Source organism: Neobacillus sp. WH10, from assembly GCF_030123405.1.
GTDB lineage: Bacteria > Bacillota > Bacilli > Bacillales > Cytobacillaceae > Neobacillus.
In genome coordinates this window covers 1,406,278-1,431,090 of the sequence record NZ_CP126110.1, presented here as the reverse complement: position 1 = coordinate 1,431,090, position 24,813 = coordinate 1,406,278, and the positions used below count along the sequence as shown (strand labels likewise).

General features: G+C 41.0%; 13 protein-coding genes, 17 tRNA genes and 3 rRNA genes. 3 read left to right on the top strand and 30 right to left on the bottom strand.

The window, feature by feature from the left end; all coding sequences use genetic code 11:
- Positions 1 to 387: 387 nt before the first annotated feature.
- The 5 genes from QNH20_RS06660 to queG form a co-directional block, all read right to left on the bottom strand.
- A complete protein-coding gene (locus QNH20_RS06660; RefSeq protein ID WP_283922109.1) occupies positions 388 to 2,283 on the bottom strand; it encodes a PrkA family serine protein kinase in 1,896 nt (631 codons plus the stop codon).
- 450 nt (positions 2,284 to 2,733) lie between these two features.
- On the bottom strand, positions 2,734 to 7,086 hold the full coding sequence (locus QNH20_RS06655) for a S8 family serine peptidase (RefSeq protein ID WP_481858050.1): 4,353 nt from the start codon (positions 7,084 to 7,086) through the stop codon (positions 2,734 to 2,736).
- A 573-nt stretch (positions 7,087 to 7,659) separates the two neighbouring features.
- Complete coding sequence (gene trmL, locus QNH20_RS06650; RefSeq protein ID WP_283922108.1) at positions 7,660 to 8,151, bottom strand: tRNA (uridine(34)/cytosine(34)/5-carboxymethylaminomethyluridine(34)-2'-O)-methyltransferase TrmL; 492 nt, start codon at positions 8,149 to 8,151, stop codon at positions 7,660 to 7,662.
- Between the two features lie 161 nt (positions 8,152 to 8,312).
- Entirely contained in the window at positions 8,313 to 9,191 is an 879-nt protein-coding gene (locus QNH20_RS06645) for an amidase domain-containing protein (RefSeq protein WP_283922107.1), read from the bottom strand.
- 88 nt (positions 9,192 to 9,279) lie between these two features.
- Complete coding sequence (queG, locus tag QNH20_RS06640; RefSeq protein ID WP_283922106.1) at positions 9,280 to 10,410, bottom strand: tRNA epoxyqueuosine(34) reductase QueG; 1,131 nt, start codon at positions 10,408 to 10,410, stop codon at positions 9,280 to 9,282.
- Between the two features lie 107 nt (positions 10,411 to 10,517).
- Between queG and QNH20_RS06635 the strand changes: the two genes are divergently transcribed.
- On the top strand, positions 10,518 to 11,189 hold the full coding sequence (locus QNH20_RS06635) for a B3/B4 domain-containing protein (RefSeq protein ID WP_283922105.1): 672 nt from the start codon (positions 10,518 to 10,520) through the stop codon (positions 11,187 to 11,189).
- An 82-nt stretch (positions 11,190 to 11,271) separates the two neighbouring features.
- Here the strand turns inward: QNH20_RS06635 and QNH20_RS06630 are convergent.
- The 21 genes from QNH20_RS06630 to QNH20_RS06530 all read right to left on the bottom strand — a co-directional run bounded on the left by QNH20_RS06630 (position 11,272) and on the right by QNH20_RS06530 (position 20,110).
- Positions 11,272 to 11,345, bottom strand: a tRNA-Gly gene (locus QNH20_RS06630).
- 926 nt (positions 11,346 to 12,271) lie between these two features.
- Positions 12,272 to 12,353: transfer RNA gene (locus tag QNH20_RS06625), tRNA-Leu, on the bottom strand.
- A gap of 24 nt (positions 12,354 to 12,377) precedes the next feature.
- Positions 12,378 to 12,463: transfer RNA gene (locus QNH20_RS06620), tRNA-Leu, on the bottom strand.
- A gap of 44 nt (positions 12,464 to 12,507) precedes the next feature.
- A tRNA-Cys gene (locus tag QNH20_RS06615) sits at positions 12,508 to 12,581 on the bottom strand.
- An 8-nt stretch (positions 12,582 to 12,589) separates the two neighbouring features.
- Positions 12,590 to 12,664 (bottom strand) — tRNA-Gly (locus QNH20_RS06610).
- A gap of 4 nt (positions 12,665 to 12,668) precedes the next feature.
- Positions 12,669 to 12,743, bottom strand: a tRNA-Gln gene (locus tag QNH20_RS06605).
- A gap of 32 nt (positions 12,744 to 12,775) precedes the next feature.
- Positions 12,776 to 12,851, bottom strand: a tRNA-His gene (locus QNH20_RS06600).
- Between the two features lie 11 nt (positions 12,852 to 12,862).
- Positions 12,863 to 12,936: transfer RNA gene (locus QNH20_RS06595), tRNA-Trp, on the bottom strand.
- A 5-nt stretch (positions 12,937 to 12,941) separates the two neighbouring features.
- Positions 12,942 to 13,026: transfer RNA gene (locus QNH20_RS06590), tRNA-Tyr, on the bottom strand.
- A gap of 28 nt (positions 13,027 to 13,054) precedes the next feature.
- A tRNA-Thr gene (locus tag QNH20_RS06585) sits at positions 13,055 to 13,130 on the bottom strand.
- Between the two features lie 20 nt (positions 13,131 to 13,150).
- Positions 13,151 to 13,226: transfer RNA gene (locus QNH20_RS06580), tRNA-Phe, on the bottom strand.
- An 8-nt stretch (positions 13,227 to 13,234) separates the two neighbouring features.
- Positions 13,235 to 13,311: transfer RNA gene (locus QNH20_RS06575), tRNA-Asp, on the bottom strand.
- A 3-nt stretch (positions 13,312 to 13,314) separates the two neighbouring features.
- Positions 13,315 to 13,388 (bottom strand) — tRNA-Met (locus tag QNH20_RS06570).
- A gap of 153 nt (positions 13,389 to 13,541) precedes the next feature.
- Positions 13,542 to 13,617, bottom strand: a tRNA-Val gene (locus tag QNH20_RS06565).
- Between the two features lie 3 nt (positions 13,618 to 13,620).
- Positions 13,621 to 13,695 (bottom strand) — tRNA-Glu (locus tag QNH20_RS06560).
- A gap of 18 nt (positions 13,696 to 13,713) precedes the next feature.
- Positions 13,714 to 13,805: transfer RNA gene (locus QNH20_RS06555), tRNA-Ser, on the bottom strand.
- Between the two features lie 7 nt (positions 13,806 to 13,812).
- Positions 13,813 to 13,887: transfer RNA gene (locus QNH20_RS06550), tRNA-Asn, on the bottom strand.
- Between the two features lie 14 nt (positions 13,888 to 13,901).
- Positions 13,902 to 14,017 (bottom strand): 5S ribosomal RNA (rrf, locus tag QNH20_RS06545).
- A 139-nt stretch (positions 14,018 to 14,156) separates the two neighbouring features.
- Positions 14,157 to 17,092: ribosomal RNA gene (locus QNH20_RS06540) — 23S ribosomal RNA — on the bottom strand.
- Positions 17,093 to 17,417: 325 nt separating this feature from the next.
- Positions 17,418 to 18,967 (bottom strand): 16S ribosomal RNA (locus tag QNH20_RS06535).
- The 16S, 23S and 5S rRNA genes sit together here with 16 tRNA genes alongside, the layout of an rRNA operon.
- A 267-nt stretch (positions 18,968 to 19,234) precedes the next feature.
- Positions 19,235 to 20,110 (bottom strand): nucleotidyltransferase-like protein, encoded by an 876-nt coding sequence (locus QNH20_RS06530; RefSeq protein WP_283922104.1) that lies wholly within the window; start codon positions 20,108 to 20,110, stop codon positions 19,235 to 19,237.
- Positions 20,111 to 20,259: 149 nt separating this feature from the next.
- Here QNH20_RS06530 and QNH20_RS06525 point away from each other — a divergent pair, with 149 nt between their 5' ends.
- Positions 20,260 to 20,613, top strand: a complete 354-nt coding sequence (locus QNH20_RS06525; protein ID WP_283922103.1) for a YgzB family protein — start codon at positions 20,260 to 20,262, stop codon at positions 20,611 to 20,613.
- A gap of 106 nt (positions 20,614 to 20,719) precedes the next feature.
- Here the strand turns inward: QNH20_RS06525 and perR are convergent, their stop codons facing one another.
- The 4 genes from perR to QNH20_RS06505 form a co-directional block, all read right to left on the bottom strand.
- Positions 20,720 to 21,157, bottom strand: a complete 438-nt coding sequence (perR, locus tag QNH20_RS06520) for a peroxide-responsive transcriptional repressor PerR (RefSeq protein WP_283922102.1) — start codon at positions 21,155 to 21,157, stop codon at positions 20,720 to 20,722.
- Between the two features lie 107 nt (positions 21,158 to 21,264).
- The gene (locus QNH20_RS06515; RefSeq protein WP_283922101.1) at positions 21,265 to 21,819 is read right to left on the bottom strand and encodes a cob(I)yrinic acid a,c-diamide adenosyltransferase; all 555 of its coding nucleotides are present in this window, start codon (positions 21,817 to 21,819) and stop codon (positions 21,265 to 21,267) included.
- Positions 21,820 to 22,118: 299 nt separating this feature from the next.
- Entirely contained in the window at positions 22,119 to 22,589 is a 471-nt protein-coding gene (gene bcp, locus QNH20_RS06510) for a thioredoxin-dependent thiol peroxidase (protein ID WP_283922100.1), read from the bottom strand.
- Between the two features lie 84 nt (positions 22,590 to 22,673).
- Positions 22,674 to 23,066 (bottom strand): potassium channel family protein, encoded by a 393-nt coding sequence (locus QNH20_RS06505; protein ID WP_283922099.1) that lies wholly within the window; start codon positions 23,064 to 23,066, stop codon positions 22,674 to 22,676.
- Between the two features lie 191 nt (positions 23,067 to 23,257).
- Here QNH20_RS06505 and QNH20_RS06500 point away from each other — a divergent pair, with 191 nt between their 5' ends.
- The gene (locus QNH20_RS06500) at positions 23,258 to 24,553 is read left to right on the top strand and encodes a glutamate-1-semialdehyde 2,1-aminomutase (RefSeq protein WP_283922098.1); all 1,296 of its coding nucleotides are present in this window, start codon (positions 23,258 to 23,260) and stop codon (positions 24,551 to 24,553) included.
- Positions 24,554 to 24,813: the final 260 nt, after the last annotated feature.

Sequence of the window (24,813 nt, the reverse complement as noted above, 5' to 3'; positions counted from 1 at the left end):
GATTACTTTATCCTATGCAAAAGCGATAAATAATTTACAAATAATTTAGACAATTAGGCTCTTGCCTAAAAAGTTGGACGAGTCCACCTTGAAATGATTAAAAAAACGCAAGCGATCGAAGTTGTCTCGCTGCTGGGCACTCCTCTAAAAAGCTAACGCTTTTCCCCCGTGCGAGGTATCGCTTCCGGAGCTTATTCTAATGGTGCTGGACAATTCTCAAAATCGAAATTTCTTTCTTATCTTTTAAGAAAACTCCCCGATTGGCAAGCCTGCGAAGACAGAGGCGTAGCTCTTATTACCTGATTGGAAAAGTAATACTTTCCTATCGGAAAAAAAGAGACTGACAGATACGTTCTGTCAGTCCTCATATTTTAATCCTATCCTTCACTACCTATTTAACAGGCTTCCAACATACCGAAGTAATTCATTAGCTGATGTTGAATTATAGCCATGTTCATCGATTAAACGGGCAACAACATCATTAATCTTCTTCAATTGCTGTTCATCTGGTGTTTTTGAAGATGTAGTAATCTTGACAACATCCTTAAGATCTGCAAACAGTTTCTTCTGAATAGCTTCCCTAAGCCGGTCATGCGAATTATAATCAAAGCGTTTGCCTTTCCTTGCGAAGGCTGAAATTCGGATTAATACCTCTTCTCTAAAGGCCTTTTTGGCATTTTCAGAAATACCAATCTGTTCCTCAATTGAACGCATTAGTTTTTCATCCGGATTAATTTCTTCACCAGTCAGTGGGTCACGAAGCTTTGCCTTATTACAATAGGCTTCCACATTATCTAGATAATTGTCCATAAGTGTTTTAGCGGACTCTTCGTACGAATAAACAAATGCTTTTTGAACTTCTTTCTTGGCAATATTATCATACTCTTTTCGTGCTAAAGAGATATAATTCATATAGCGGTCACGCAGCTCGGAAGTAATCGATGGATGTTGGTCAAGCCCATCTTTTAATGACCTTAATACATCAAGTGCATTAATGGATGGTACTTCTTTTCGAATAATCGTGGACGAAATACGGTTAATCACGTAACGCGGGTCAATTCCGCTCATACCTTCATCCGGGTACTCGCGCTTCAGCTCGTCAACATCAGCCGTATTAAATCCTTCCACACTCTCACCGTCATAAAGGCGCATTTTTTTCAGTAAATCAATATCTCCTTTTTTCGGCTCCTTTAAGCGGGTTAAAATGGTAAACATCGCAGCCACCTTTAATGTATGCGGTGCTATATGGACATCGGAAACATCACTCTCATTAATCATTTTTTCATATATTCTTTCTTCTTGTGAAACCTTTAAATTATATGGAATCGGCATGACAATAATCCTTGAATGGAGCGCTTCGTTTTTCTTATTGGAAATAAAGGAACGGTACTCCGTTTCATTCGTATGTGCTACAATTAGCTCATCTGCGCTAATTAAGGCAAACCTTCCTGCTTTAAAGTTCCCTTCTTGGGTTAAAGACAGCAAATGCCAGAGGAATTTCTCATCACATTTTAACATCTCCTGGAACTCCATCATCCCGCGGTTTGCTTTATTCAGCTCTCCATCGAAACGATAGGCACGCGGATCTGATTCAGAACCAAATTCTGCAATGGTTGAAAAATCAATACTTCCCGTTAAATCTGCGATATCCTGTGATTTTGGATCGGAAGGACTAAAGGTTCCAATCCCTGTTCGTTTATCCTCTGAGAAAAAGATTCTCTCCACTAAAACATCTTCGATTCTGCCCCCATATTCCTGCTCAAGACGCATCATGTTCAACGGTGAAAGATTCCCTTCAATCCTTATGCCGTACTCCTCATAGAAATCAACACGCAAATGATGGGGAATTAAGTGCAGCGGATCCTCATGCATTGGACATCCCTTTATAGCAAAAACAGAGCCTCTATCCGTATGTGAGTAACTTTCTAAACCTCTTTTTAACATCGTAACAAGAGTTGATTTACCACCGCTTACCGGACCCATTAACAGTAAAATCCGCTTTCTTACATCAAGTCTTTTGGCTGCGGGATGAAAATACTCTTCAACAAGCCTTTCTAGTGATGCTTCTAATCCAAATAATTGATTGCTAAAGAAATTGTACTTCTTTGACCCTTTAACTTCTTCAATTCCGGCATCCTTGATCATATTATAAACTCGAGAATGTGCAGATTGTGCTACCCATGGCTTTTCCTTTAGCAACAATAAGTAATCAGCGAACGAACCTTCCCAACGCAGTTTTTCCTCTTCTTCGCGATGCATCTCGATTTTTTTTAAAATATCCATAAGGCCCTCCCCCTGTAGCTTAATCAGAGACGATTAATATACTCTATGCACTTAGCCCTTTGAACATGCGTAACCATATTACGGTACAGTCTATCTTTTTTATGTTAAAGAAAACTCGCCGATTGGCGAGCCCCTAAGGGCGAAGACAAAGGCGTAGTTGCACTTATGCGTTTGGAAAGGATAAATTTGAAAAATTTATCCTTTCCTATTAGCCAATAAAAAGAATATTGCACTTTTCATTTTCTGAAGATAGGCTATAATAAAACTATATGTTCATTATGAAAATTTGTATGAATTAAGGGGGACTACATATAATGAATACATTCATGGTTATTTTAGTCATGATCGCATTTTTAGCAGCTATTTTCACTGCAGGTTACAACGACAAACCAGGGCAGAATTAATAACAAAAGTGGAGGCAGGCTAGCTGCTTCCACTTTTTTCTGTTTCTTACTTTTTCTTATTAATAAATAGTTTACCAGTTGCTATTTTTCTCGTTTCATTTCCATAGCTATCTGAAATCTTTACTTCTACTTCCGCTCCAGCTTCTTTAACATTTGAAGTTGCCGTGTAATAGCCCACATAATGACCAGGAGATGTTTCCATCATTGTATATTCAGTCGCCGTACTTGGCACTTTATTTAGTGTATTCGGTAATGGCATTCTAATCGCAAATACAGCTTTTAAACCTGCTTCACTATCAAATTCCACTTTAACCGTTTCACCTGTTTTCAAATACTTGTCAGCTGCAGGTTGTAAATTTTTCACAGAAGGAGCAGTAAGTTTGGCATCCACCACTACAGATTCTTTCGTTGCATTGCCTGCTTTATCCTGTGCAATGACATTAATTGTATTGACTCCTTCCGATAAAAGGATTCGGTGAGAATATTTTCCGTTAGTAACTTCTGCTACTTGACCATTTACTTTAACCCAGTCAAGATGTTGATCTGATACTGTACCTTCTACTGTAACAGCCTCTTTATTTGTTTTGAAGTTGTTTACGGGTTTGTCAATAAAAAGTTTTGGTTTCGTTTTATCATAAACTACCTTAACAGGAGCTGAAGGATCTGTTGTACCACTGTTTGTCGAAGCTTTAGCTGTAAAGAGGTTCTCACCTTCATTTAATTGTACTTCTACTGCAAATTTCCCGTTCTGATCAGTTTGCACAGCTGTAGCTTCCTTACCGTTATTAAATATCTTAACCGCAGTAGTCGGAGCTGATTTCCCTTCTACCATTACTGAACCTTGATTCGTAAAGAATCCATCGGTAGGTGATGTGATAACAGGTGCTTTGACTTCGTAATTAACAACCGCTCGAATCATGTAGTTTCCTTCTTCTTTAGGTGTAGGAGAAAATTCCCCCCCAAATAGCATCCAGCTGCGTTTCGCATTCTCACCATCTGTATCAGCTGCAAGCCCAGGGGCATAAGGATTATCTGCACTTTGGATATAAACCATGTAGAAATCACCATTGACGATAATCCCTTTTGAACTTAAATCTACGTGTGTCCACTCACCATTTCTTTTTGCAGTTGCATTAAAAGGTCCTGCTATTTTTTTACCAGGGCTGCCATTTTCACCGCTCGCATCGTAAACAGCAACCTTGAAATCCGTTCCACCAGGCTCAGGCCATTTAGTGTCCCAGAATCTGAATAATCCGCCTGTCACCATCGCACTAGTTTCGCCTTTAGCTAAAGACATTTTGACAGCCCAGCCATTTCCTGCACCATAGAAAATATGTGCGTCTTCTGCTGTACCATCATCATAGCCGATTTCTCCTGGATACCCGATAAACGGTTTTAACTGTACGTCTTGTTTGACAGATCCCGCGTTTATTTTTACGGTTAATTCTTTACTATAGGCTGATGGGGAGGCCACTTTTAATGTATAACTTCCCTCATAGGCAGTAATGCTATATTCTCCTTTTTCATTTGTTTGGACAGGTTGAACCTGAGCATCTTCCATCAACAACAGAGTAGCATTTGAAACGGCTTCTCCTGTCACTTCATTTGTGACTACTCCAGAAATCGTCCCTTTTGGAATTTCTTCCAAGACAAAGTTAGCTGTTACTTCTCCGTTAGCTGGAATAGCAACTGATTGAGATGCTGAACGATAACCATATGTCTCTGCCTGAACAGTAAATGTCCCTGTTGCGTGATTTAATTTGTAGCTGCCATTCTCCGGATTTGTAAAGGTTGATCTTCCTGATTCCAGCACACTTACCTCTGCACCTAGCGGTAAAAGTGACGGAGAAGATTCCTGTTCTAAGTTAACTTTAGAATTCTCTTTCTTGAACGGAGTTATTTTGCTTGGATCCACTTTTACCTTATCAGGCATTGTTTTGGAATCCTTTTGATTTAGGTCTTTAACAACCCCTAATGTAGACATGTTAGATGCTTGAATAGGTTGATTGGATAAACGAACATCGTCTAAATACCAGCCTTGATAACCAAAAAGAATGTCTGAAGTTACATTGAAAGCAACATAAATTCTTTGACCAGCATATTCACTTAAATCAACTTCTCCATCAATCCAACTTTCGGATTTGCCAGTGACGCGAAGTTTTTGCGTCCAGTTTTCCATATCTGTTGAAACAAATACATGTCCAAAATCATAACCTTTACCAACATGTTCTTCAAGCTCATACCATTGTTTGAATTGTAAGTATGCCTTTCCATCTTTAAGATCGATTGGAGGCATAAGCAACGTCATATTTGCGTTATCAGGATATTTTCCATCTAATTTTGTCGCATAAACTTTCTCACCTGATACGGCATTTTTAGGTCCAGAAGTTGGTGTTCCCCATTCCCAGACGTTATTTTCCCCGTAAGAACTCCATCCATCAGGCTTAGTTTCAAAATCTTCAAAATAACCTATACCAATTCCAGATCTAACAGGGATATTGTACGAATTGGATATAACCTCATTACCACTATAATCCGTTATCTTCCATTTGTAAGTGACAGTAGGTTCACTAATGTCTTTTCCTGGGATTGTTGCAGCATATGAGCCATTTTTATGATCTCCTGAGGTTCTTTTAGCTTGAACCGTACTCCAATTCCCATCCGCATTTAAATATTGTAATTCGACATTCGTTACGCTGACATTGTCTGTTACTTGAATATCTAAACGTAAATCTTCGCCTGAATATGTTTTTTGTGGACCACTATGCTCGAACTTTGGTTTCTCTTTATCCTCTCCTTCTACACTGACTTGTCCTTTTATTTTTCCAAGACCGGTTGTAATGGATGCTACAGCTTCATACGCATTGACTAGTCCATAACCATACCCATTATTAGGGGTTTTAGGGAATGTCGAGTCTGTTAAAGGAACAGCGGTTGATAATAGAATTTCCTCCAATTCATCTACTGTCAAACTTGAATCCACCTGACGAAGCAGGGCAACAACCCCAGAAACATGTGGACCTGCCATTGATGTTCCATTCCATCCACCTTCATAACCACTCCCTGGAACGGATGATCGGATATTGACTCCAGGGGCTGAAATATCTGGTTTTACCTCATCATATGGAGAAGGCCCTTGAAGTGAAAAATCACCTAATTTGTTATTAATATCAACCGCACCTGTTGCAAATGATTCAGGATAGTTCGAAGGTTCTGCGGCTGATGCTGGTCCACCAGGGTTCCAAAAATTTGCATTCCCTACTGAAAACTCAGGAAAAATTTCTGCCGCGCGCCATGCTTGAACCATTGGGCGATACCATTCATCAAGACCCGGACCACCGCCCCATGAATTATTGACAACGTCAGGCGCCTTTTCAGGGTGAGGATTTCCATTTCTATCTTTCGGAGCTAAAATCCATTCACCTGCTGCTAATAAATCTACATCTTCTCCGCCGTCTTTTGTGAATGCCTTAACAGCAATCCACTTCGCTCCTGGTGCAACACCAATTTGATTTTCACCGTTAGGTTCAGCACCAACTATTGTTCCCGTTACATGGGTTCCATGACCAACATCATCTAAAGGAGTAGTTGCATTTGAAGCTGGATCATACCAATTGAATTCATGGTCTGGGTTATTTGGATTGGCTGGATCATATCCTCGATATTTTTCTTTTAATGCAGGATGATCCCATTGTACGCCTGTATCAATGGAAGCTACCACAGTCCCTGTACCATCAATCCCCATTTTCCATACAGAGGGGGCACCTACATTTTTAAGATTCCATTCAACAGAGTCTGCTTTGCTATTTGCGTTAGCTTTTGTTTGGGAAGTTTCTTTACTATCAGCAGAATTAACTGCTTGATGAAGTTGTCTCGTTTCATTAGGAAGAATCTTTTCCACTTCAGGAAACGCTGCGATTTGTTCCATTACTTCTTTCGTAGCTGTTACAGCCATTGCATTAACAATATAAAAGGATTGAGTATTTTTGGCTTTACCAGCATTTTCTTGCTTATCCAAGTACTCTTTCACATTTCCTTGTGTTTCGATTGCTGTAGACCTTAAAGAAGAAACTACTGCTGATCGTTTCATATACTTTGCCTTTGCTGGTGTAGCCTTTTGAGTAATTGCGTTTTTCTCAGCATTCATAGCTACTTTCTGTGTATCTACTTGTCCTTTAAATTTAATTAGGAAGGTTACTTTATCCTGTTTATTAAATTGAGTTTTCAGCTTACTATTAATCTTGCTTTTTGAAGATTCTAAAGCAGCTTCTTTAGCCGATATGTAAGGCTTTTGATTTGCTTCTGCCATACCCATTCCTGGAAACAGCAATGGAAGGACTAAAAATACAGTTAACATGACATACATCCATTTAAAGCGAACATTCTTCTTACTTTTCAAAACTCTTCCCCCTTTGGTCCTTTAATAGTTCATTCAAATAAAATGGTGTTGATATCCAATTTCCTGACAGATCACCTCCTTAAATGACAATCTTCTCGCGGTAAAATTTTCCTCACAAGGAAACATTATCAAATAAATAGATCAGGAAGCGTCGAATTACGCCGAAAAAATACAGTATATTCTGAAAATGATAATTTTGAATTAGGAAATTGATAGTGAAATAGGTATAAATATACAAAAAAGGATTACGAGAACGCTTACATTTGTTTGAATTTCCCTAAAAATAAAATTTTAACTACATTGATAAATCTCATGTAGCAACTAAAAATAAGAAATTGTTGCTATATAGTCTTTATAAGTTGGTAAGAATAGGTATAAATACTGGTAGAAAAATGGATAGAACTATCTATAAATAGGGTTGTAAATTGGAATAAACAGTTATGAATAACTATTACTCTCTTGTTTCAGGGGTTCATATAAGTAATTCTATTAAATAAAAAAGGCATATGCAGGAAGTAGCAATGGAAGGGATTTAAGAATCGGAGTTTTACCAAAAATACAATAAAAAAGGGCCTAATGTTTAGGCCCTTTCTTGAGTAGCTTTGGATAGTTTTGTTGGCGCAGCGCTTCATAGATAAGAATGGCAGCGGTATTTGACAGGTTTAAAGATCGGACATTTTCATTCATCGGGATCCTTAATGCTCTTTCCTTGTTTTTTTCGATTACATCTTTTGGGAGTCCCGTTGTTTCCCTGCCAAAAATAAAATAATACTCTTTGTTTAAATCGCTGTAATTAAAAGAACTATGCGGCTTTTCCCCGAATTTCGTTAAATAAAAAAACTCACCGCCGGCATTTTTTTCATAAAACTCTTCTAAAGAATCATAGTAGGAAATATTTACATGTTCCCAATAGTCCAAGCCTGCTCTCTTTAACATCTTGTCGTCTGTAGAAAAACCTAACGGACGGATTAAATGTAAAACGGTATCCGTTCCTGCACAAGTTCGGGCAATGTTCCCTGTATTAGAAGGTATTTGTGGTTGATATAAGACTACATGAATGGACATGAATTTCACCTCGAATAAAAACTCTACATGCAATTATACCACTTTCATATATCCATTTAAAGAAAACTCGCCGAGTGGCGAGCCGTTAGGCGAAGACAAAGGCGTAGTTGCACTTATGCCATTTAGGAAAGGTATACTTTCCTAACGGCCAAGGAGAATCCTTATTCATCGATGATCGAATAAAACTTATATTTAATCTTCGGAGTATATGCTGAGGAATCCTCGTAAGCCCAATACCGCATTCGGCTGTTGTAGGTATTGGCATTCACTAAAGGCATCCCATGCGCATCCTTACCGGTAACAATCGTATTATGATTGAACCTTCCGTCTCCTTCAAAGTCATAGCAAATTACATCTCCTAAAATCAGCTGGTCAGGGCTGCTGACTTCCCTTGCCCTAAGTCCGTTATTAGAATTCCCTAAATAGTTCTTTAGTGAATGCGCCACTACCCAGCTATAGCTCCAATTTGAATGTTGGTACCACCATCCAATTCCGCGGTTCGGATGTCCCCTCATTGGTGCTTCACCTGCCCTAAGACATTGAGAAATATAGTTCGTACAATTATTTTCAAATTTTTGAAAGGCAGGATTATAAGTATTCCACCAGCGCTCAGCATATTGGACAGCCTTTAGGCGATTATATTCATAGTTTAGCCTGACAGCCTGTTCATCCAATTCCAGCTTTATTTGTTTTTTAGTTGGTTCTTGAGGATGGATCGGCACTTTAACTTCCTCATCCGTAACTAAAGCACCATTGTAAAACTTAGCAATTCTTTCTTCCAGTTCTTCTTCTATATAAAGGAGATCCTTTTGTTTAATTAAATACTGATAATGAGCATGGTATTTTAAGGTTTGAAATTCCTCGTCTACAGCTTCCTCGATGATTTTACCCGAGGCATTAATTTTTACAATTTCAGCAGACCTTTTTGCAAATGCTGCTTGTTTCCTTTCAGCCTTTGGGAAAAATAGTTTGTTGCTTCTTTTTTGGGATAAAAATAAATCGAGCCTTTTTTCAAATAGGTCTTGGAGCAATTCACGCATTCTGTCTTCCCCCCTCTCTTTTTATACATATGAGGGAAAGAGGAATTTAATATATAAAAGAGCAAAACCAATAAGGTTTGCTCTTCTCTCATTTATTAAAGCTCAAGGCTTTATCGATTTCTTTATGAACTTCGGAATCCGTTTCATCTTCTTTTGCCTTTAATAACGCTGAAAATGCAAAATTACCACCAATTTTTCCAAGAGCCCAGGCAGCCGTTCCTCTTAGTACAGGACTTGCTTCATTTTCCAATACATCAATCAAATCAATTATTGCCGAATCATCTTTAAAATGGGCCAGTGCAATCATTGCATTTCGCTGAATTGGTTTCTTTCCCCTCCATGATCCTGCTGCATCTCCGAACTTATTTTTAAATTCACGGTTGCTTAATTTTAAAATAGGTTTTAATAATGGTTTTGCCACATTAGGATCCGGTTCCATTTCTTCGTGAAAATGAAAGTTTCTCCCTTTATTATACGGACAAGCCGTTTGACATGAATCACAGCCATAAATGCGATTTCCAATCTTTTCTCGAAATTCATCAGGAATAAGCCCTTTTGTCTGCGTTAAAAAAGAAATGCAGTGCTGGGCATTAATCTGCCCTCCTTGGACTAAAGCTCCAGTAGGGCAGGCTTCTAAACACTTTGTGCAGGAGCCGCATTGATCTTCTATTGGTGTGTCTGGTTCAAAAGGGATACTTGTAATCATTTCACCTATATACACGTATGAGCCATATTCCGGGGTAATAATCGCACAGTTCTTTCCGCTCCAGCCAATACCAGCTCTTTCTGCAACTGCACGATCTGAAAGCTCTCCAGTATCAACCATTGATTTTAACATGGCATCTGGCACCTTGGCTATGATGAATCCCTCCAGCTTTTTCAACTTATCACGAAGAATATGATGATAGTCAAGCCCCCAGGATGCCCTGCTGAAAATCCCTCTTCTCTCACCCTTCCTACTTTCCACACGTTCCTTCATTTTTGATGGATAGGCTAGGGCAATAGAAATAATTGAACGGGGCTCTTCAAGTAGTAAAGAAGGGGTAACTCTTTTCTCGATATTGGGCTCCTCAAATCCTGATTGAAAGCCAAGTTCCTGTTGTTTAATTAAACGGTTTTTCAATTCAGTAAATGGATCTGCGGTCGTAAAACCGATTTTTTGGATTCCGATTTCTTTACTATACGCAATGAGTTCTTTTTTCAATTTAATAACATCCATTATATTCCACCCCTTTCCAATATATTTCATCTATTTAAGTTGTTAAATTTTTAGTAGCACATCTATTTATGATAAACTATTTTCAATGAATTTTGGAGGTGGAAACGTTGGAAATTAAGCTATCATCTGAAATCTTGGAACAAATTCCCGGTTTTAAACTAGGGGTAATTGAATACAGGAATATTACGGTTGGTGATTCTCCACAAATGTTAAAGGGCAGACTGCGTCTTTTCCAAGAGTCCATTTATTTTGATTTAGAAAAAAACAATGTAACTAGCCTTCCAGGAATACAGGAATGGCGAAACATTTTTAAAAAGACCGGTAAGGATCCAAACCGCTATCGCCATTCTGCGGAAAGCTTATTTAGAAGAGTACAAAAGCAAAACTATCTTTCTTCTGTTCAAAGTGCCATTGATATCAATAATTTCTTCTCGCTGCAATATCAAGTTCCAATCGGAATATATGACATTGATCTGTTACAAGGGTCAATTGAAATACGGATTGGTAAAAAAGGTGACGAATACTTAGGACTAAACGGGAGGAAAAATTCCTTGGAACGGTTAATTCTGTCTTCAGATCAAGGAGGGCCTTTTGGAAGTCCTTTTGTCGATTCGGAAAGAACCCTCGTAACATATGATACAAAAGATGCCATACAAATTATCTATTTGCGTCCATCAACCGATAATAAAAACGCAGAAAAGCTCACTAAATCATTAATGGACATGTTTACCCAAATTCATGGAGGAGAAGCTTCCTTCAGAATTCTTTGCGGCCAATAAGGTATCTCTTTTTTTGATAAAATGAAAAAAACGCAATGCATCGTTCTCTTATGTAACGATACACTGCGTTAGTTAATATGTATGGAGCGGGTGATGGGAATCGAACCCACTACATCAGCTTGGAAGGCTGAGGTTTTACCAGTAAACTACACCCGCATATTTTTATATAGGACATTTCATAAGCGAACTGACCTTTACAATATTACACACTATTTTTTAATGCGTCAAGTAGTTTTTGCAAAATTTGTCGATTCCCCTCCAAAACGAAGGATTATAAATATCAGCAAACAAATGTATTTTTTTGAAAATTAACTAATGAATATTTAAAATAATAAATTTATCTCTAATGTGGTGATCCCTTTTAATCGAAAAGCGATCAATATCTTTATTCTGTTATTTTAGGTATCGTATTTGGTTTTGCTGTTATTTATGTCAACAATAGCATAATGATATCTAGAGAACTGCTGGTTCAGTATATTGAACAAATATACATACATCAAGCAAATATAGGAACATACATCTATAGTAATCACGAATATTGGAATAATTAATAGTTTTGGGGAAAAAGTAAGAAATAGAGTTTTATAGTCTTCCAATACCATTAGAACGAATACATTAAGGATCTTAATCAAATGATTAATGTTGTTTAGGATAAAGACTTAAGAACAGATTTCATTCATGTTCAAGGGTTATTGAAAAATGGATCTGAAACAAAGAATATAGATTTCTTAATTGATGTTCATCGTATTTTCATGATTTAGATGTTAAATATAATGGATATGCTAACATCGACCATTTTGGAATTACACAATATGGGGAGAATCAGTAACAGGTGACCGTTTTTTTATTTTATACAACCTAAGGCCGATGAAGGACATTTTTGCTGTTTTTCTAATGTGATTTGTCCTTCATAGAAGTTATGAACAACATTTTTGCTGTTCTTTTAATGTGATTTGTCCTTCATTAAGGTTATGAAGGACATTTTTGCTTTTCTTCTAATGTGATTTGTTCTTCATAAGAGAAACATACAAAAAAAGTTTTCCACAAAGAATGTGAAAAACTTTTTTCATCAAACAAATTGATACCGGTGGTCGGGGTCGAACCGACACTCCTCACGGAACACGATTTTGAGTCGTGCGCGTCTGCCAATTCCGCCACACCGGCGTATTAAAATGTTTTTTGAAGCAATGCCGAGGACCGGAATCGAACCGGTACGGTAGTCACCTACCGCAGGATTTTAAGTCCTGTGCGTCTGCCAGTTCCGCCACCCCGGCGAAGTCTAAATACTTACTCTTATCCATACTTGGCAAATAATATATGGAGGCGGCAACCGGATTCGAACCGGTGGTAAAGGTTTTGCAGACCTCTGCCTTACCACTTGGCTATGCCGCCGTATATTATGGAGCGGAAGACGGGATTCGAACCCGCGACCCCCACCTTGGCAAGGTGGTGTTCTACCACTGAACTACTTCCGCAAAATGGCTGGGCTAGCTGGATTTGAACCAACGCATGTCGCAGTCAAAGTGCGATGCCTTACCGCTTGGCTATAGCCCAATGAGAAATTAAAATATCCAATAAATTTTTTATGGGGCGACTGATGGGAATCGAACCCACGAATGTCGGAACCACAATCCGATGCGTTAACCACTTCGCCACAATCGCCGCAATATTATTGGCAGGGGTAGTAGGAATCGAACCCACACCAAAGGTTTTGGAGACCTTCGTTCTACCTTTAAACTATACCCCTATAAATGGTGGAGGGGGACGGATTCGAACCGCCGAACCCGGAGGGAGCGGATTTACAGTCCGCCGCGTTTAGCCACTTCGCTACCCCTCCACATATATAATAAACATTTGCCAGCTTATGGTGCCGGCGAGAGGACTTGAACCCCCAACCTACTGATTACGATTCAGTTGCTCTACCAGTTGAGCTACACCGGCATAATCAATCATAAATAAAATGGTGGCTCAGGACGGAATCGAACCGCCGACACAAGGATTTTCAGTCCTTTGCTCTACCGACTGAGCTACTGAGCCACTTAAGATGGCGGTCTGGACGGGACTCGAACCCGCGACCTCCTGCGTGACAGGCAGGCATTCTAACCAACTGAACTACCAGACCAAATTGCGGGGACAGGATTTGAACCTGCGACCTTCGGGTTATGAGCCCGACGAGCTACCGGACTGCTCCACCCCGCGATAATAGAAATATAAGGTTTTATCCATGCACATGGTATCCATGGACTGTATCAATCTCAGTAAGCTTATTCAAGTAGCAGCTCGATTGATACAACTCGCAGATTATTCATCGAAGCAACGCTCGTTGCTCCACCCCGCGATAATAAAAATATATGGTGGAGGATGACGGGATCGAACCGCCGACCCTCTGCTTGTAAGGCAGATGCTCTCCCAGCTGAGCTAATCCTCCAAATGGTGACCCCTACGGGATTCGAACCCGTGTTACCGCCGTGAAAGGGCGGTGTCTTAACCGCTTGACCAAGGGGCCATATTAAAAAGTAATTTATGGCGGAGAGCAAGGGATTTGAACCCTTGAGACAGGGTTACCCGCCTACACGATTTCCAATCGTGCTCCTTCGGCCACTCGGACAGCTCTCCATAAAAATGGCTCCGCAGGTAGGACTCGAACCTACGACCGATCGGTTAACAGCCGATAGCTCTACCACTGAGCTACTGCGGAATAATAATATTACAGCCTGGCAACGTCCTACTCTCACAGGGGCAAAGCCCCAACTACCATCGGCGCTGAGAAGCTTAACTTCCGTGTTCGGTATGGGAACGGGTGTGACCTTCTCGCCAATATTGCCAGACCATTTAATCGACACTATTTTATTATAATGTCTTTTTCATATTTTTCAAGAGGTAATTTTATTTTTTTCATTCCCTCAAAACTAGATAATGCAGAAGAAGTTTGGGTAAAAACGAGTTCGCAATTCATATAAATATGACTTGGTTAAGTCCTCGATCGATTAGTATCAGTCAGCTCCACATGTCGCCATGCTTCCACCTCTGACCTATCAACCTGATCATCTTTCAGGGATCTTACTAGCTTGACGCTATGGGAAATCTCATCTTGAGGGGGGCTTCATGCTTAGATGCTTTCAGCACTTATCCCGTCCGCACATAGCTACCCAGCGATGCCTTTGGCAAGACAACTGGTACACCAGCGGTGCGTCCATCCCGGTCCTCTCGTACTAAGGACAGCTCCTCTCAAATTTCCTGCGCCCACGACGGATAGGGACCGAACTGTCTCACGACGTTCTGAACCCAGCTCGCGTACCGCTTTAATGGGCGAACAGCCCAACCCTTGGGACCGACTACAGCCCCAGGATGCGATGAGCCGACATCGAGGTGCCAAACCTCCCCGTCGATGTGGACTCTTGGGGGAGATAAGCCTGTTATCCCCGGGGTAGCTTTTATCCGTTGAGCGATGGCCCTTCCATGCGGAACCACCGGATCACTAAGCCCGACTTTCGTCCCTGCTCGACTTGTAGGTCTCGCAGTCAAGCTCCCTTGTGCCTTTACACTCTACGAATGATTTCCAACCATTCTGAGGGAACCTTTGGGCGCCTCCGTTACTCTTTAGGAGGCGACCGCCCCAGTCAAACTGCCCACCTGACACTGTCTCCCACCCCGATTAGGGGTGCGGGTTAGAATTTCAATACAGCCAGGGTAGTATCCCACCGACGCCTCCACCGAAGCTAGCGCTCCAGCTTCTACGGCTCCTACCTATCCTGTACAAGCTGTACCAAAATTCAATATCAGGCTACAGTAAAGCTCCACGGGGTCTTTCCGTCCTGTCGCGGGTAACCTGCATCTTCACAGGTACTATAATTTCACCGAGTCTCTCGTTGAGACAGTGCCCAGATCGTTACGCCTTTCGTGCGGGTCGGAACTTACCCGACAAGGAATTTCGCTACCTTAGGACCGTTATAGTTACGGCCGCCGTTTACTGGGGCTTCGATTCAGAGCTTCGCTTGCGCTAACCCCTCCTCTTAACCTTCCAGCACCGGGCAGGCGTCAGCCCCTATACTTCGCCTTGCGGCTTCGCAGAGACCTGTGTTTTTGCTAAACAGTCGCCTGGGCCTATTCACTGCGGCTCTTCGAGGCTATGAACCCCAAAGAGCACCCCTTCTCCCGAAGTTACGGGGTCATTTTGCCGAGTTCCTTAACGAGAGTTCTCTCGCTCACCTTAGGATTCTCTCCTCGCCTACCTGTGTCGGTTTGCGGTACGGGCACCTTTTATCTCGCTAGAGGCTTTTCTTGGCAGTGTGGAATCAGGAACTTCGGTACTATATTTCCCTCGCTGTCACAGCTCAGCCTTTATGGTAAGCGGATTTTCCTACTTACCAGCCTAACTGCTTAGACGCGCATATCCAACAGCGCGCTTACCCTATCCTCCTGCGTCCCCCCATCACTCAAACGATAAAGAGGTGGTACAGGAATATCAACCTGTTGTCCATCGCCTACGCCTTTCGGCCTCGGCTTAGGTCCCGACTAACCCTGAGCGGACGAGCCTTCCTCAGGAAACCTTAGGCATACGGTGGATGAGATTCTCACTCATCTTTCGCTACTCATACCGGCATTCTCACTTCTAAGCGCTCCACCAGTCCTTACGGTCTAGCTTCAACGCCCTTAGAACGCTCTCCTACCACTGACACCTACGGTGTCAATCCACAGCTTCGGTGATACGTTTAGCCCCGGTACATTTTCGGCGCAGAGTCACTCGACCAGTGAGCTATTACGCACTCTTTAAATGGTGGCTGCTTCTAAGCCAACATCCTGGTTGTCTAAGCAACTCCACATCCTTTTCCACTTAACGTATACTTTGGGACCTTAGCTGGTGGTCTGGGCTGTTTCCCTTTTGACTACGGATCTTATCACTCGCAGTCTGACTCCCACGGATAAGTCTTTGGCATTCGGAGTTTGTCTGAATTCGGTAACCCGATGAGGGCCCCTAGTCCAAACAGTGCTCTACCTCCAAGACTCTAACTACGTGAGGCTAGCCCTAAAGCTATTTCGGAGAGAACCAGCTATCTCCAAGTTCGATTGGAATTTCTCCGCTACCCACACCTCATCCCCGCACTTTTCAACGTGCGTGGGTTCGGGCCTCCATCCAGTGTTACCTGGACTTCACCCTGGACATGGGTAGATCACCTGGTTTCGGGTCTACGACCACATACTCATTCGCCCTATTCAGACTCGCTTTCGCTGCGGCTCCGTCTCTTCAACTTAACCTTGCATGTAATCGTAACTCGCCGGTTCATTCTACAAAAGGCACGCTATCACCCATAAACGGGCTCTAACTACTTGTAGGCACACGGTTTCAGGAACTATTTCACTCCCCTTCCGGGGTGCTTTTCACCTTTCCCTCACGGTACTGGTTCACTATCGGTCACTAGGGAGTATTTAGCCTTGGGAGATGGTCCTCCCTGCTTCCGACCGGATTTCACGTGTCCGGCCGTACTCAGGATCCACTCAGGAGGGAACGAAGTTTCAACTACAGGGCTTTTACCTTCTATGACGGACCTTTCCAGGTCGCTTCATTTACCCCGTTCCTTTGTAACTCCATGTAGAGTGTCCTACAACCCCAAGAGGCAAGCCTCTTGGTTTGGGCTATGTCCCGTTTCGCTCGCCGCTACTCAGGGAATCGCGTTTGCTTTCTCTTCCTCCGGGTACTTAGATGTTTCAGTTCCCCGGGTATGCCTTCAATACCCTATGTATTCAGGTAAAGATACTGTTCCATTACGAACAGTGGGTTCCCCCATTCGGAAATCTCCGGATCAAAGCTTACTTACAGCTCCCCGAAGCATATCGGTGTTAGTCCCGTCCTTCATCGGCTCCTAGTGCCAAGGCATTCACCGTGCGCCCTTTCTAACTTAACCTATTCGACAAATGATCAGCTTCGAATCTCTTCGTCAGCTGCACTCACTCAGGTCCTCACGTACATTTAGGTACGCTCCGGCCTTCGCTCGCTTGCTTCCTCGACCTTCTCGCTGCTAATTTGTCTTGGTTTTACTCTAAAATTTAGAGAGAAAAACTAAAATGGCGATTACTCGATGTTTACTTTGCTTCTTCTTACGATTATCTAGTTTTCAAAGAACGATTAAAAAAAGCTTTGAGAGAAAATTGCTCCCTCAAAACTAAACAAACAGAAAACAATCAAACAAACTATTTTGTCTGGCTCATATGTCCAGCTTATATCCTTAGAAAGGAGGTGATCCAGCCGCACCTTCCGATACGGCTACCTTGTTACGACTTCACCCCAATCATCTGTCCCACCTTAGGCGGCTGGCTCCTTACGGTTACCCCACCGACTTCGGGTGTTACAAACTCTCGTGGTGTGACGGGCGGTGTGTACAAGGCCCGGGAACGTATTCACCGCGGCATGCTGATCCGCGATTACTAGCGATTCCGGCTTCATGTAGGCGAGTTGCAGCCTACAATCCGAACTGAGAATGGTTTTATGGGATTGGCTTAACCTTGCGGTTTCGCAGCCCTTTGTACCATCCATTGTAGCACGTGTGTAGCCCAGGTCATAAGGGGCATGATGATTTGACGTCATCCCCACCTTCCTCCGGTTTGTCACCGGCAGTCACCTTAGAGTGCCCAACTGAATGCTGGCAACTAAGATCAAGGGTTGCGCTCGTTGCGGGACTTAACCCAACATCTCACGACACGAGCTGACGACAACCATGCACCACCTGTCACTCTGTCCCCCGAAGGGGAACGTCCTATCTCTAGGATTGTCAGAGGATGTCAAGACCTGGTAAGGTTCTTCGCGTTGCTTCGAATTAAACCACATGCTCCACCGCTTGTGCGGGCCCCCGTCAATTCCTTTGAGTTTCAGCCTTGCGGCCGTACTCCCCAGGCGGAGTGCTTAATGCGTTAGCTGCAGCACTAAAGGGCGGAAACCCTCTAACACTTAGCACTCATCGTTTACGGCGTGGACTACCAGGGTATCTAATCCTGTTTGCTCCCCACGCTTTCGCGCCTCAGCGTCAGTTACAGACCAGAAAGCCGCCTTCGCCACTGGTGTTCCTCCACATCTCTACGCATTTCACCGCTACACGTGGAATTCCGCTTTCCTCTTCTGCACTCAAGTCCCCCAGTTTCCAATGACCCTCCACGGTTGAGCCGTGGGCTTTCACATCAGACTTAAAGGACCGCCTGCGCGCGCTTTACGCCCAATAATTCCGGACAACGCTTGCCACCTACGTATTACCGCGGCTGCTGGCACGTAGTTAGCCGTGGCTTTCTGGTTAGGTACCGTCAAGGTACCGGCAGTTACTCCGGTACTTGTTCTTCCCTAACAACAGAGCTTTACGACCCGAAGGCCTTCATCGCTCACGCGGCGTTGCTCCATCAGACTTTCGTCCATTGTGGAAGATTCCCTACTGCTGCCTCCCGTAGGAGTCTGGGCCGTGTCTCAGTCCCAGTGTGGCCGATCACCCTCTCAGGTCGGCTACGCATCGTCGCCTTGGTGAGCCGTTACCTCACCAACTAGCTAATGCGCCGCGGGCCCATCTGTAAGTGTCAGCCGAAACCGACTTTCAGCTTTTCCTCATGTGAGGAAAAGGATTATCCGGTATTAGCTCCGGTTTCCCGAAGTTATCCCAGTCTTACAGGCAGGTTGCCCACGTGTTACTCACCCGTCCGCCGCTAACCAACAGGAGCAAGCTCCTATTGATTCGCTCGACTTGCATGTATTAGGCACGCCGCCAGCGTTCGTCCTGAGCCAGGATCAAACTCTCCAAGAAAGTTGATTAGCTCATAAAATAAAACGTTGGCTTAGTTTCAGTTGAAACTAATATTATTGTTTGTTGACGTTTTTGTTTGTTTAGTTTTCAAAGAACAATTATCATTGTCTGTCGTAAGCGACTTTCTTAATATAACACAACGCTTTTTACGTTGTCAATATCTTTTTTTAAAACCGCCACTCGCGAAAGCTTTATTCGAGCGCTTCGAAGCGACGGTTATTAATATACCAAGTAAATCATAAAAGGTCAATACATTTTATTGTTTTTTTAAGATAATTTTTTATTCACACGATAACATCGGTGAAAAACCCCGTGCCCCTTTGTTTCCACATTAACCACATCTAATAAATGTTTTTCATTCAAATACTCAAGCAGCACTGATAGATCGACAGAGTAAGGAATTAATTCTATTTCATTCATGATCTCATTAAACAACCAATATTCCTTGCGACTTAACACATCCATTAAATGTGCAGCACCGATATTTGTCCTGGAATGAATCATAAACTCGCTTGCAAGAAACAGTAGCTCAAGTCTTTTCTCAAGTGTTTCTTCGCTATTGACAAGTTCTTCATATAATTTAAAGATTTCTGGTTCTATTTGCTTTACTTGATGCCAAACAGTAAGCTCTGGATGGAGGCCGTTTTCTATCACCGCTAATCTTGCAAGATGGTGTAGGGAATGAACAACATGATTATAAGCATCTAAAAATTGTTTACCTTCAAATAGAGCTTTTCCATCAACATAACGGCGAATTAATTTTGCAAATTCTAATCCCATTTTGATCTTTCGTCCGTTAAAAGGAAATTCTCGCAGTTCAATTTTTAAATTAGCAACATATTCATTCCGATCAAAAAGGATTTTAGCTTCATGAATCCATTCAAATATTTTTCGATTCGTGCCCAGCAATAACCATTCCTGCAGCTGTGTTTCTGCAATGATATGCATAGCAGCCTTTTTATTGTTATACGTATAATGTTTAATAAATATTGGCTGGTCTGACTCTTTAACGATGATCAACAATATTACATCAAATGAATCTGTAATATGACTTGATTTTTGTCTTTTTTCAACCAATAACACTCCAAGTGTATTTAATTGACTCGCCCTTTCTTGATAAATAGGCCGAAGGATGTCTTCCATTCATCATTCCTCCATTTTATTCAGCTAGCTTATTATGTTCGACAGTGAAGCTTAATTTCCTTCTTTCGTAGTAGACAAATTTCGACATTCTTTACGAAGCGTTTTTCTTAGAACATTAATATGGTATAGTTTCTCTAGGAGGGAGAAACATGGCAAAATATTCGAGTAAAATAAATAAAATCCGTACTTTTGCATTATCATTAATTTTTATTGGTTTTATTGTAATGTATGTAGGTATCTATTTTCGTACCTCACCAATTATTATGACCATCTTTATGCTTTTTGGTCTTATTTTTATTATCGCGAGTACAGCCGTTTATTTTTGGATTGGAATGCTTTCAACTAAAACGATCCAAGTTAAGTGTCCGAACTGTGGAAAGCCTACTAAAATGCTCGGCAGGGTGGATATGTGTATGCATTGCAGTGAACCGCTGACACTAGACCCAAAACTTGAAGGAAAAGATTTTGACGAATCGTATAATAGTAAAAAAACTGGAAAATAAAAAGAGGATGACCCAAACCTCATGGCCTTTAGCCATATAGGTTTTTGTCACCCTCTTTTTTACAGACAAAAAGAGTTTTTTCCAATCAGCCTGTGATCCACCAAAATTAATGGACCTCTTTACTTGTACATTCCGGACATGAACCGTAAATTTCCATACGGTGATTTTCAACTTTAAAGCCTGTCACATGGGAAGCAAGATGCTCCACTTCATCTAAGCCTGGATAATGAAAATCAACAATTTTACCGCATCTTTCACAAATAACATGATAATGATGTGAGGTAACAAAATCAAAACGGGCTGATGCATCACCATAGGTTAATTCTTTAACAAGACCTACTTCACGAAATACTCGTAAATTATTGTAAACTGTCGCCACACTCATATTAGGGAATTTCCCTTCAAGAGCCTTATAGATTTCATCCGCAGTAGGATGTGACATCGAGTTTATTAAATATTCAAGTATCGCATGACGTTGTGGAGTAATTCGTACCCCTGTTTCCTTTAAGGTATCCAACGCTTCTTTTAATTGATTCATCGTCATGCACCTTCTTTCTAAAAAATATTCTTAGATTGTAATTGTTATAATTAATTTTACTAAGTTTTTTACACTTTTGTCAATATTGTAATCTCACTATCAAAAATTGTTTCTTAACTTTTAGCATGCAATGTTTGTTCGCTCTCCCCTAGCTTCTGATTCACACAACGGGCAGTTACAAACAATAAATCCGAAAGTCGATTTAAATAGGCCAAAACCAGTGGATTTACATCTTCTCCCAATGAAACTGCACATCTTTCTGCTCTCCTTGCAATTGTTCGGGCTACATGAAAAGCTGCACCTGCTGGATGGCCTCCCGGTAGGATGAAATTCGTTAATGGAGGAAGTTCTATGTCCCAATCATCAATTTGGTTTTCTAATTCTTGAATATCCAAAGCAGTGATCGTCCACTTAACCTCTTTCCCTTTTGGAGTTGCTAATTCCGCCCCCACATGGAAAAGATTTGTTTGTATTTTATGATATACACTTTCAATTATTTCTTTCCCTTGAAAATTTTCCTTATATAAATAACTGAGAGCAAGTCCAATCATTGAATTGGTTTCATCACATGTTCCGTATGCTTCGACTCGCAAATCGTTCTTTGCAACCCTTGTTCCGTATATCAAGGACGTTGTTCCCTTATCACCCGTCTTTGTATAGATTTTCACGCTTTAATCCCCCCTAAAAAGTTGTTATTTATTCCAGCATTTATTCTTATGTATTCAATAACTTAATTCAAATATGATTCAATCCCCATAATTGTGAGAACTATTTATTTTTCTTCATCATAACACCTGTATACATATTTAGAAAACTTGAAAACATAGAAATCCTTTTTTACATAAAAAAAAGGGTCACTAAGGACCCAAAAGTTTATCTGAGGAGGTATGCCCTAATAAAATGATATTCAAATTTGCCTTACTTGCATTGGACAAATGCCTTTTCTAAAGAAAATAGGCTCTTAAAATTAGCTGAGGTTTTCACGTATGTATGTTAATGAATCCTCTACATGCCCTTTCACTTGCACCTTTCCCCATTCTTTAGCAAGATTGCCTTCCTTATCAATAATAAAGGTGGATCTTTCTATCCCCATGTATTCTTTACCAAAGTTCTTCTTTAACTTCCAAACACCATAGCTTTCAGCAACATGATGATCTGTATCTGCTAAAAGTAAAAATGGCAATCCGTACTTTTCAACAAATTTCTGATGGCGCGGAACAGGGTCTGGACTTACTCCTAATACTATCGCATTCAAATCTGTAAATTGTTGAATTTGGTCACGAAAGTCACATGCTTCTGTCGTGCATCCAGGGGTCATGTCTTTCGGATAAAAATATAGAACAATGTTTGAACCACGGAATTTTGCTAATTGTACTATCTCGCCATTATTTGCTTCTAATTCAAAATCAGGTGCTTGCATCCCTATTTCAACTGACATCCTAATCACTCCATTGTAAAATATTCCTTCGTTATAGCGTAACTAATCTTTCCAGATAACACAAATATATCGCAAACGAAAGGTTTATTTTTCTCTGTTTAACATGACTCTAGCAACAAACGCAGCAGGCAGCGTGTAGCCAATTAATGCCTCGATAACGGCAATGATCCTTCCAATCCCTTGTGGCAGCACATCACCATTGCCAACTGAAAAAAGAGTCATGGCACTAAAATAAAAACTTGTTTCAAAGATGTTATTTCGATGATGGCTGTTCACTTCTTTAAGCAATGGCAACCCAATTAAATTAAATAGAAGATAAATTAATCCGAATCCAATAATAATGGTTAGATAAACTGTCCCTAAATAAAGAAAATTTTCAACCGATACAAATTTTCCTCTTAATGTGTTTGGTATAAATAATGTTCGTAAACTCATAAAGATACAAAAAATAACGATAGGAAGTAAGAAATAGAACAACTAAGACCACCTCTAATTACAGCATTAGTTATTTTATTTCTATGCTTGCTTGGACAATAAAATATCCAAGTCTTGATAATTCCCTGTACTCCTCTATTTCTACTCCCTTAATAATCTAAAAGTTAAAACAGATAGAACTCGATTAAAAAAGTGATAAAATAGGAAGGAGACACATTTAAGGAGGAAACCAAGTGCAATTTACAAAGTCAGAACAAATACATAATGAAGCATTAGAACATATTGTCGGCGGAGTTAACAGCCCTTCAAGATCCTACAAAGCAGTTGGCGGCGGTGCACCGGTAGTGATGGAACGCGGTCAAGGTGCATATTTTTGGGATGTCGATGGAAATCAATATATAGATTATCTTGCAGCATATGGGCCAATTATTACCGGCCATGCCCACCCGCATATTACAGAAGCAATCAAACATGCAGCTGAAACCGGGGTTCTATATGGAACTCCAACACCTCATGAAGTAAAATTTGCTAAAATGATAAAAGAAGCCATTCCATCGCTGGATAAAGTTCGCTTTGTCAACTCAGGGACTGAAGCGGTAATGACTACTATCCGTGTAGCCCGCGCTTATACCGGCCGTGATAAAATAATCAAATTTGCCGGTTGTTATCATGGTCACTCTGATCTCGTCCTTGTTGCTGCGGGTTCTGGTCCCTCAACCCTTGGCACACCTGATTCGGCTGGCGTGCCAAAAAGTATTGCACAAGAAGTGATTACGGTACCTTTCAATGATATCGAACCATTTAAAGAGGCATTAGAAAAGTGGGGCTCAGAAGTTGCCGCGGTCCTTGTTGAACCTATCGTTGGAAACTTTGGAATTGTTGAGCCAAAACCTGGCTTCTTGCAGCAGGTCAATAACCTTACCCACGCTGCAGGTGCACTAGTCATTTATGATGAAGTTATTACAGCTTTCCGCTTTATGTATGGTGGTGCCCAAGATTTATTAGATATTCAACCGGACCTAACAGCACTTGGAAAAATAATCGGCGGCGGTTTGCCAATTGGCGCCTACGGAGGACGTAAGGAAATCATGGAAACAGTTGCACCACTTGGCCCAGCTTATCAAGCAGGAACAATGGCCGGAAATCCGGCTTCAATTCTTTCTGGTATTGCATGCCTAGAGGTTTTAAAGCAAGAAGGCATATATGACTATTTAGATCGATTAGGTGCAAAACTGGTAGAAGGAATCTTAGAGGCTGCCAAAGAATACGATATTCAGATTACGATTAACCGATTGAAAGGTGCCTTTACCGTTTATTTTACAGATGTAACTATTGAAAACTACGAGCAAGCTGAAAACACTGACGGTGAAATGTTTGCAAAGTTTTTTAAGCTGATGCTAAAACAAGGAATTAATCTTGCACCGTCAAAATACGAAGCATGGTTCCTAACAATCGCTCATACAGAAGATGATGTTGAAGCAACATTACACGCAGTAAGAAATGCATTCGCTTCACTAAAATCCGAATAAATATGCATACTTTATGCACGAAAGGGAGTGGAAATCACTTCCTTTTATTTTTTTGAATTCATTTGAAAACGTTTACATAGACAGCTTTCTCAAATAATACCCTCAATTTTTTTACTAATTTTTATATCCAAAATAATGTATATTTATTTGATTTCTGAAAATTCTTATGATACTATTAGATTATTATTTTTCTTTTAGCCCTTTAATATCATACCTCGTTAAAGTATCAAATTATTTCTACGCAAAAAAGTATTTTCTCA

Coding starts and splice junctions, on each gene's coding strand:
- QNH20_RS06660 (WP_283922109.1), bottom strand. CDS start 2,283: ATGGATATTTTAAAAAAAATCGAGATGCATCGCGAAGAAGAGGAAAAA.
- trmL (WP_283922108.1), bottom strand. CDS start 8,151: ATGTCCATTCATGTAGTCTTATATCAACCACAAATACCTTCTAATACA.
- QNH20_RS06645 (WP_283922107.1), bottom strand. CDS start 9,191: ATGCGTGAATTGCTCCAAGACCTATTTGAAAAAAGGCTCGATTTATTT.
- queG (WP_283922106.1), bottom strand. CDS start 10,410: ATGGATGTTATTAAATTGAAAAAAGAACTCATTGCGTATAGTAAAGAA.
- QNH20_RS06530 (WP_283922104.1), bottom strand. CDS start 20,110: ATGGAAGACATCCTTCGGCCTATTTATCAAGAAAGGGCGAGTCAATTA.
- QNH20_RS06525 (WP_283922103.1), top strand. CDS start 20,260: ATGGCAAAATATTCGAGTAAAATAAATAAAATCCGTACTTTTGCATTA.
- perR (WP_283922102.1), bottom strand. CDS start 21,157: ATGACGATGAATCAATTAAAAGAAGCGTTGGATACCTTAAAGGAAACA.
- bcp (WP_283922100.1), bottom strand. CDS start 22,589: ATGTCAGTTGAAATAGGGATGCAAGCACCTGATTTTGAATTAGAAGCA.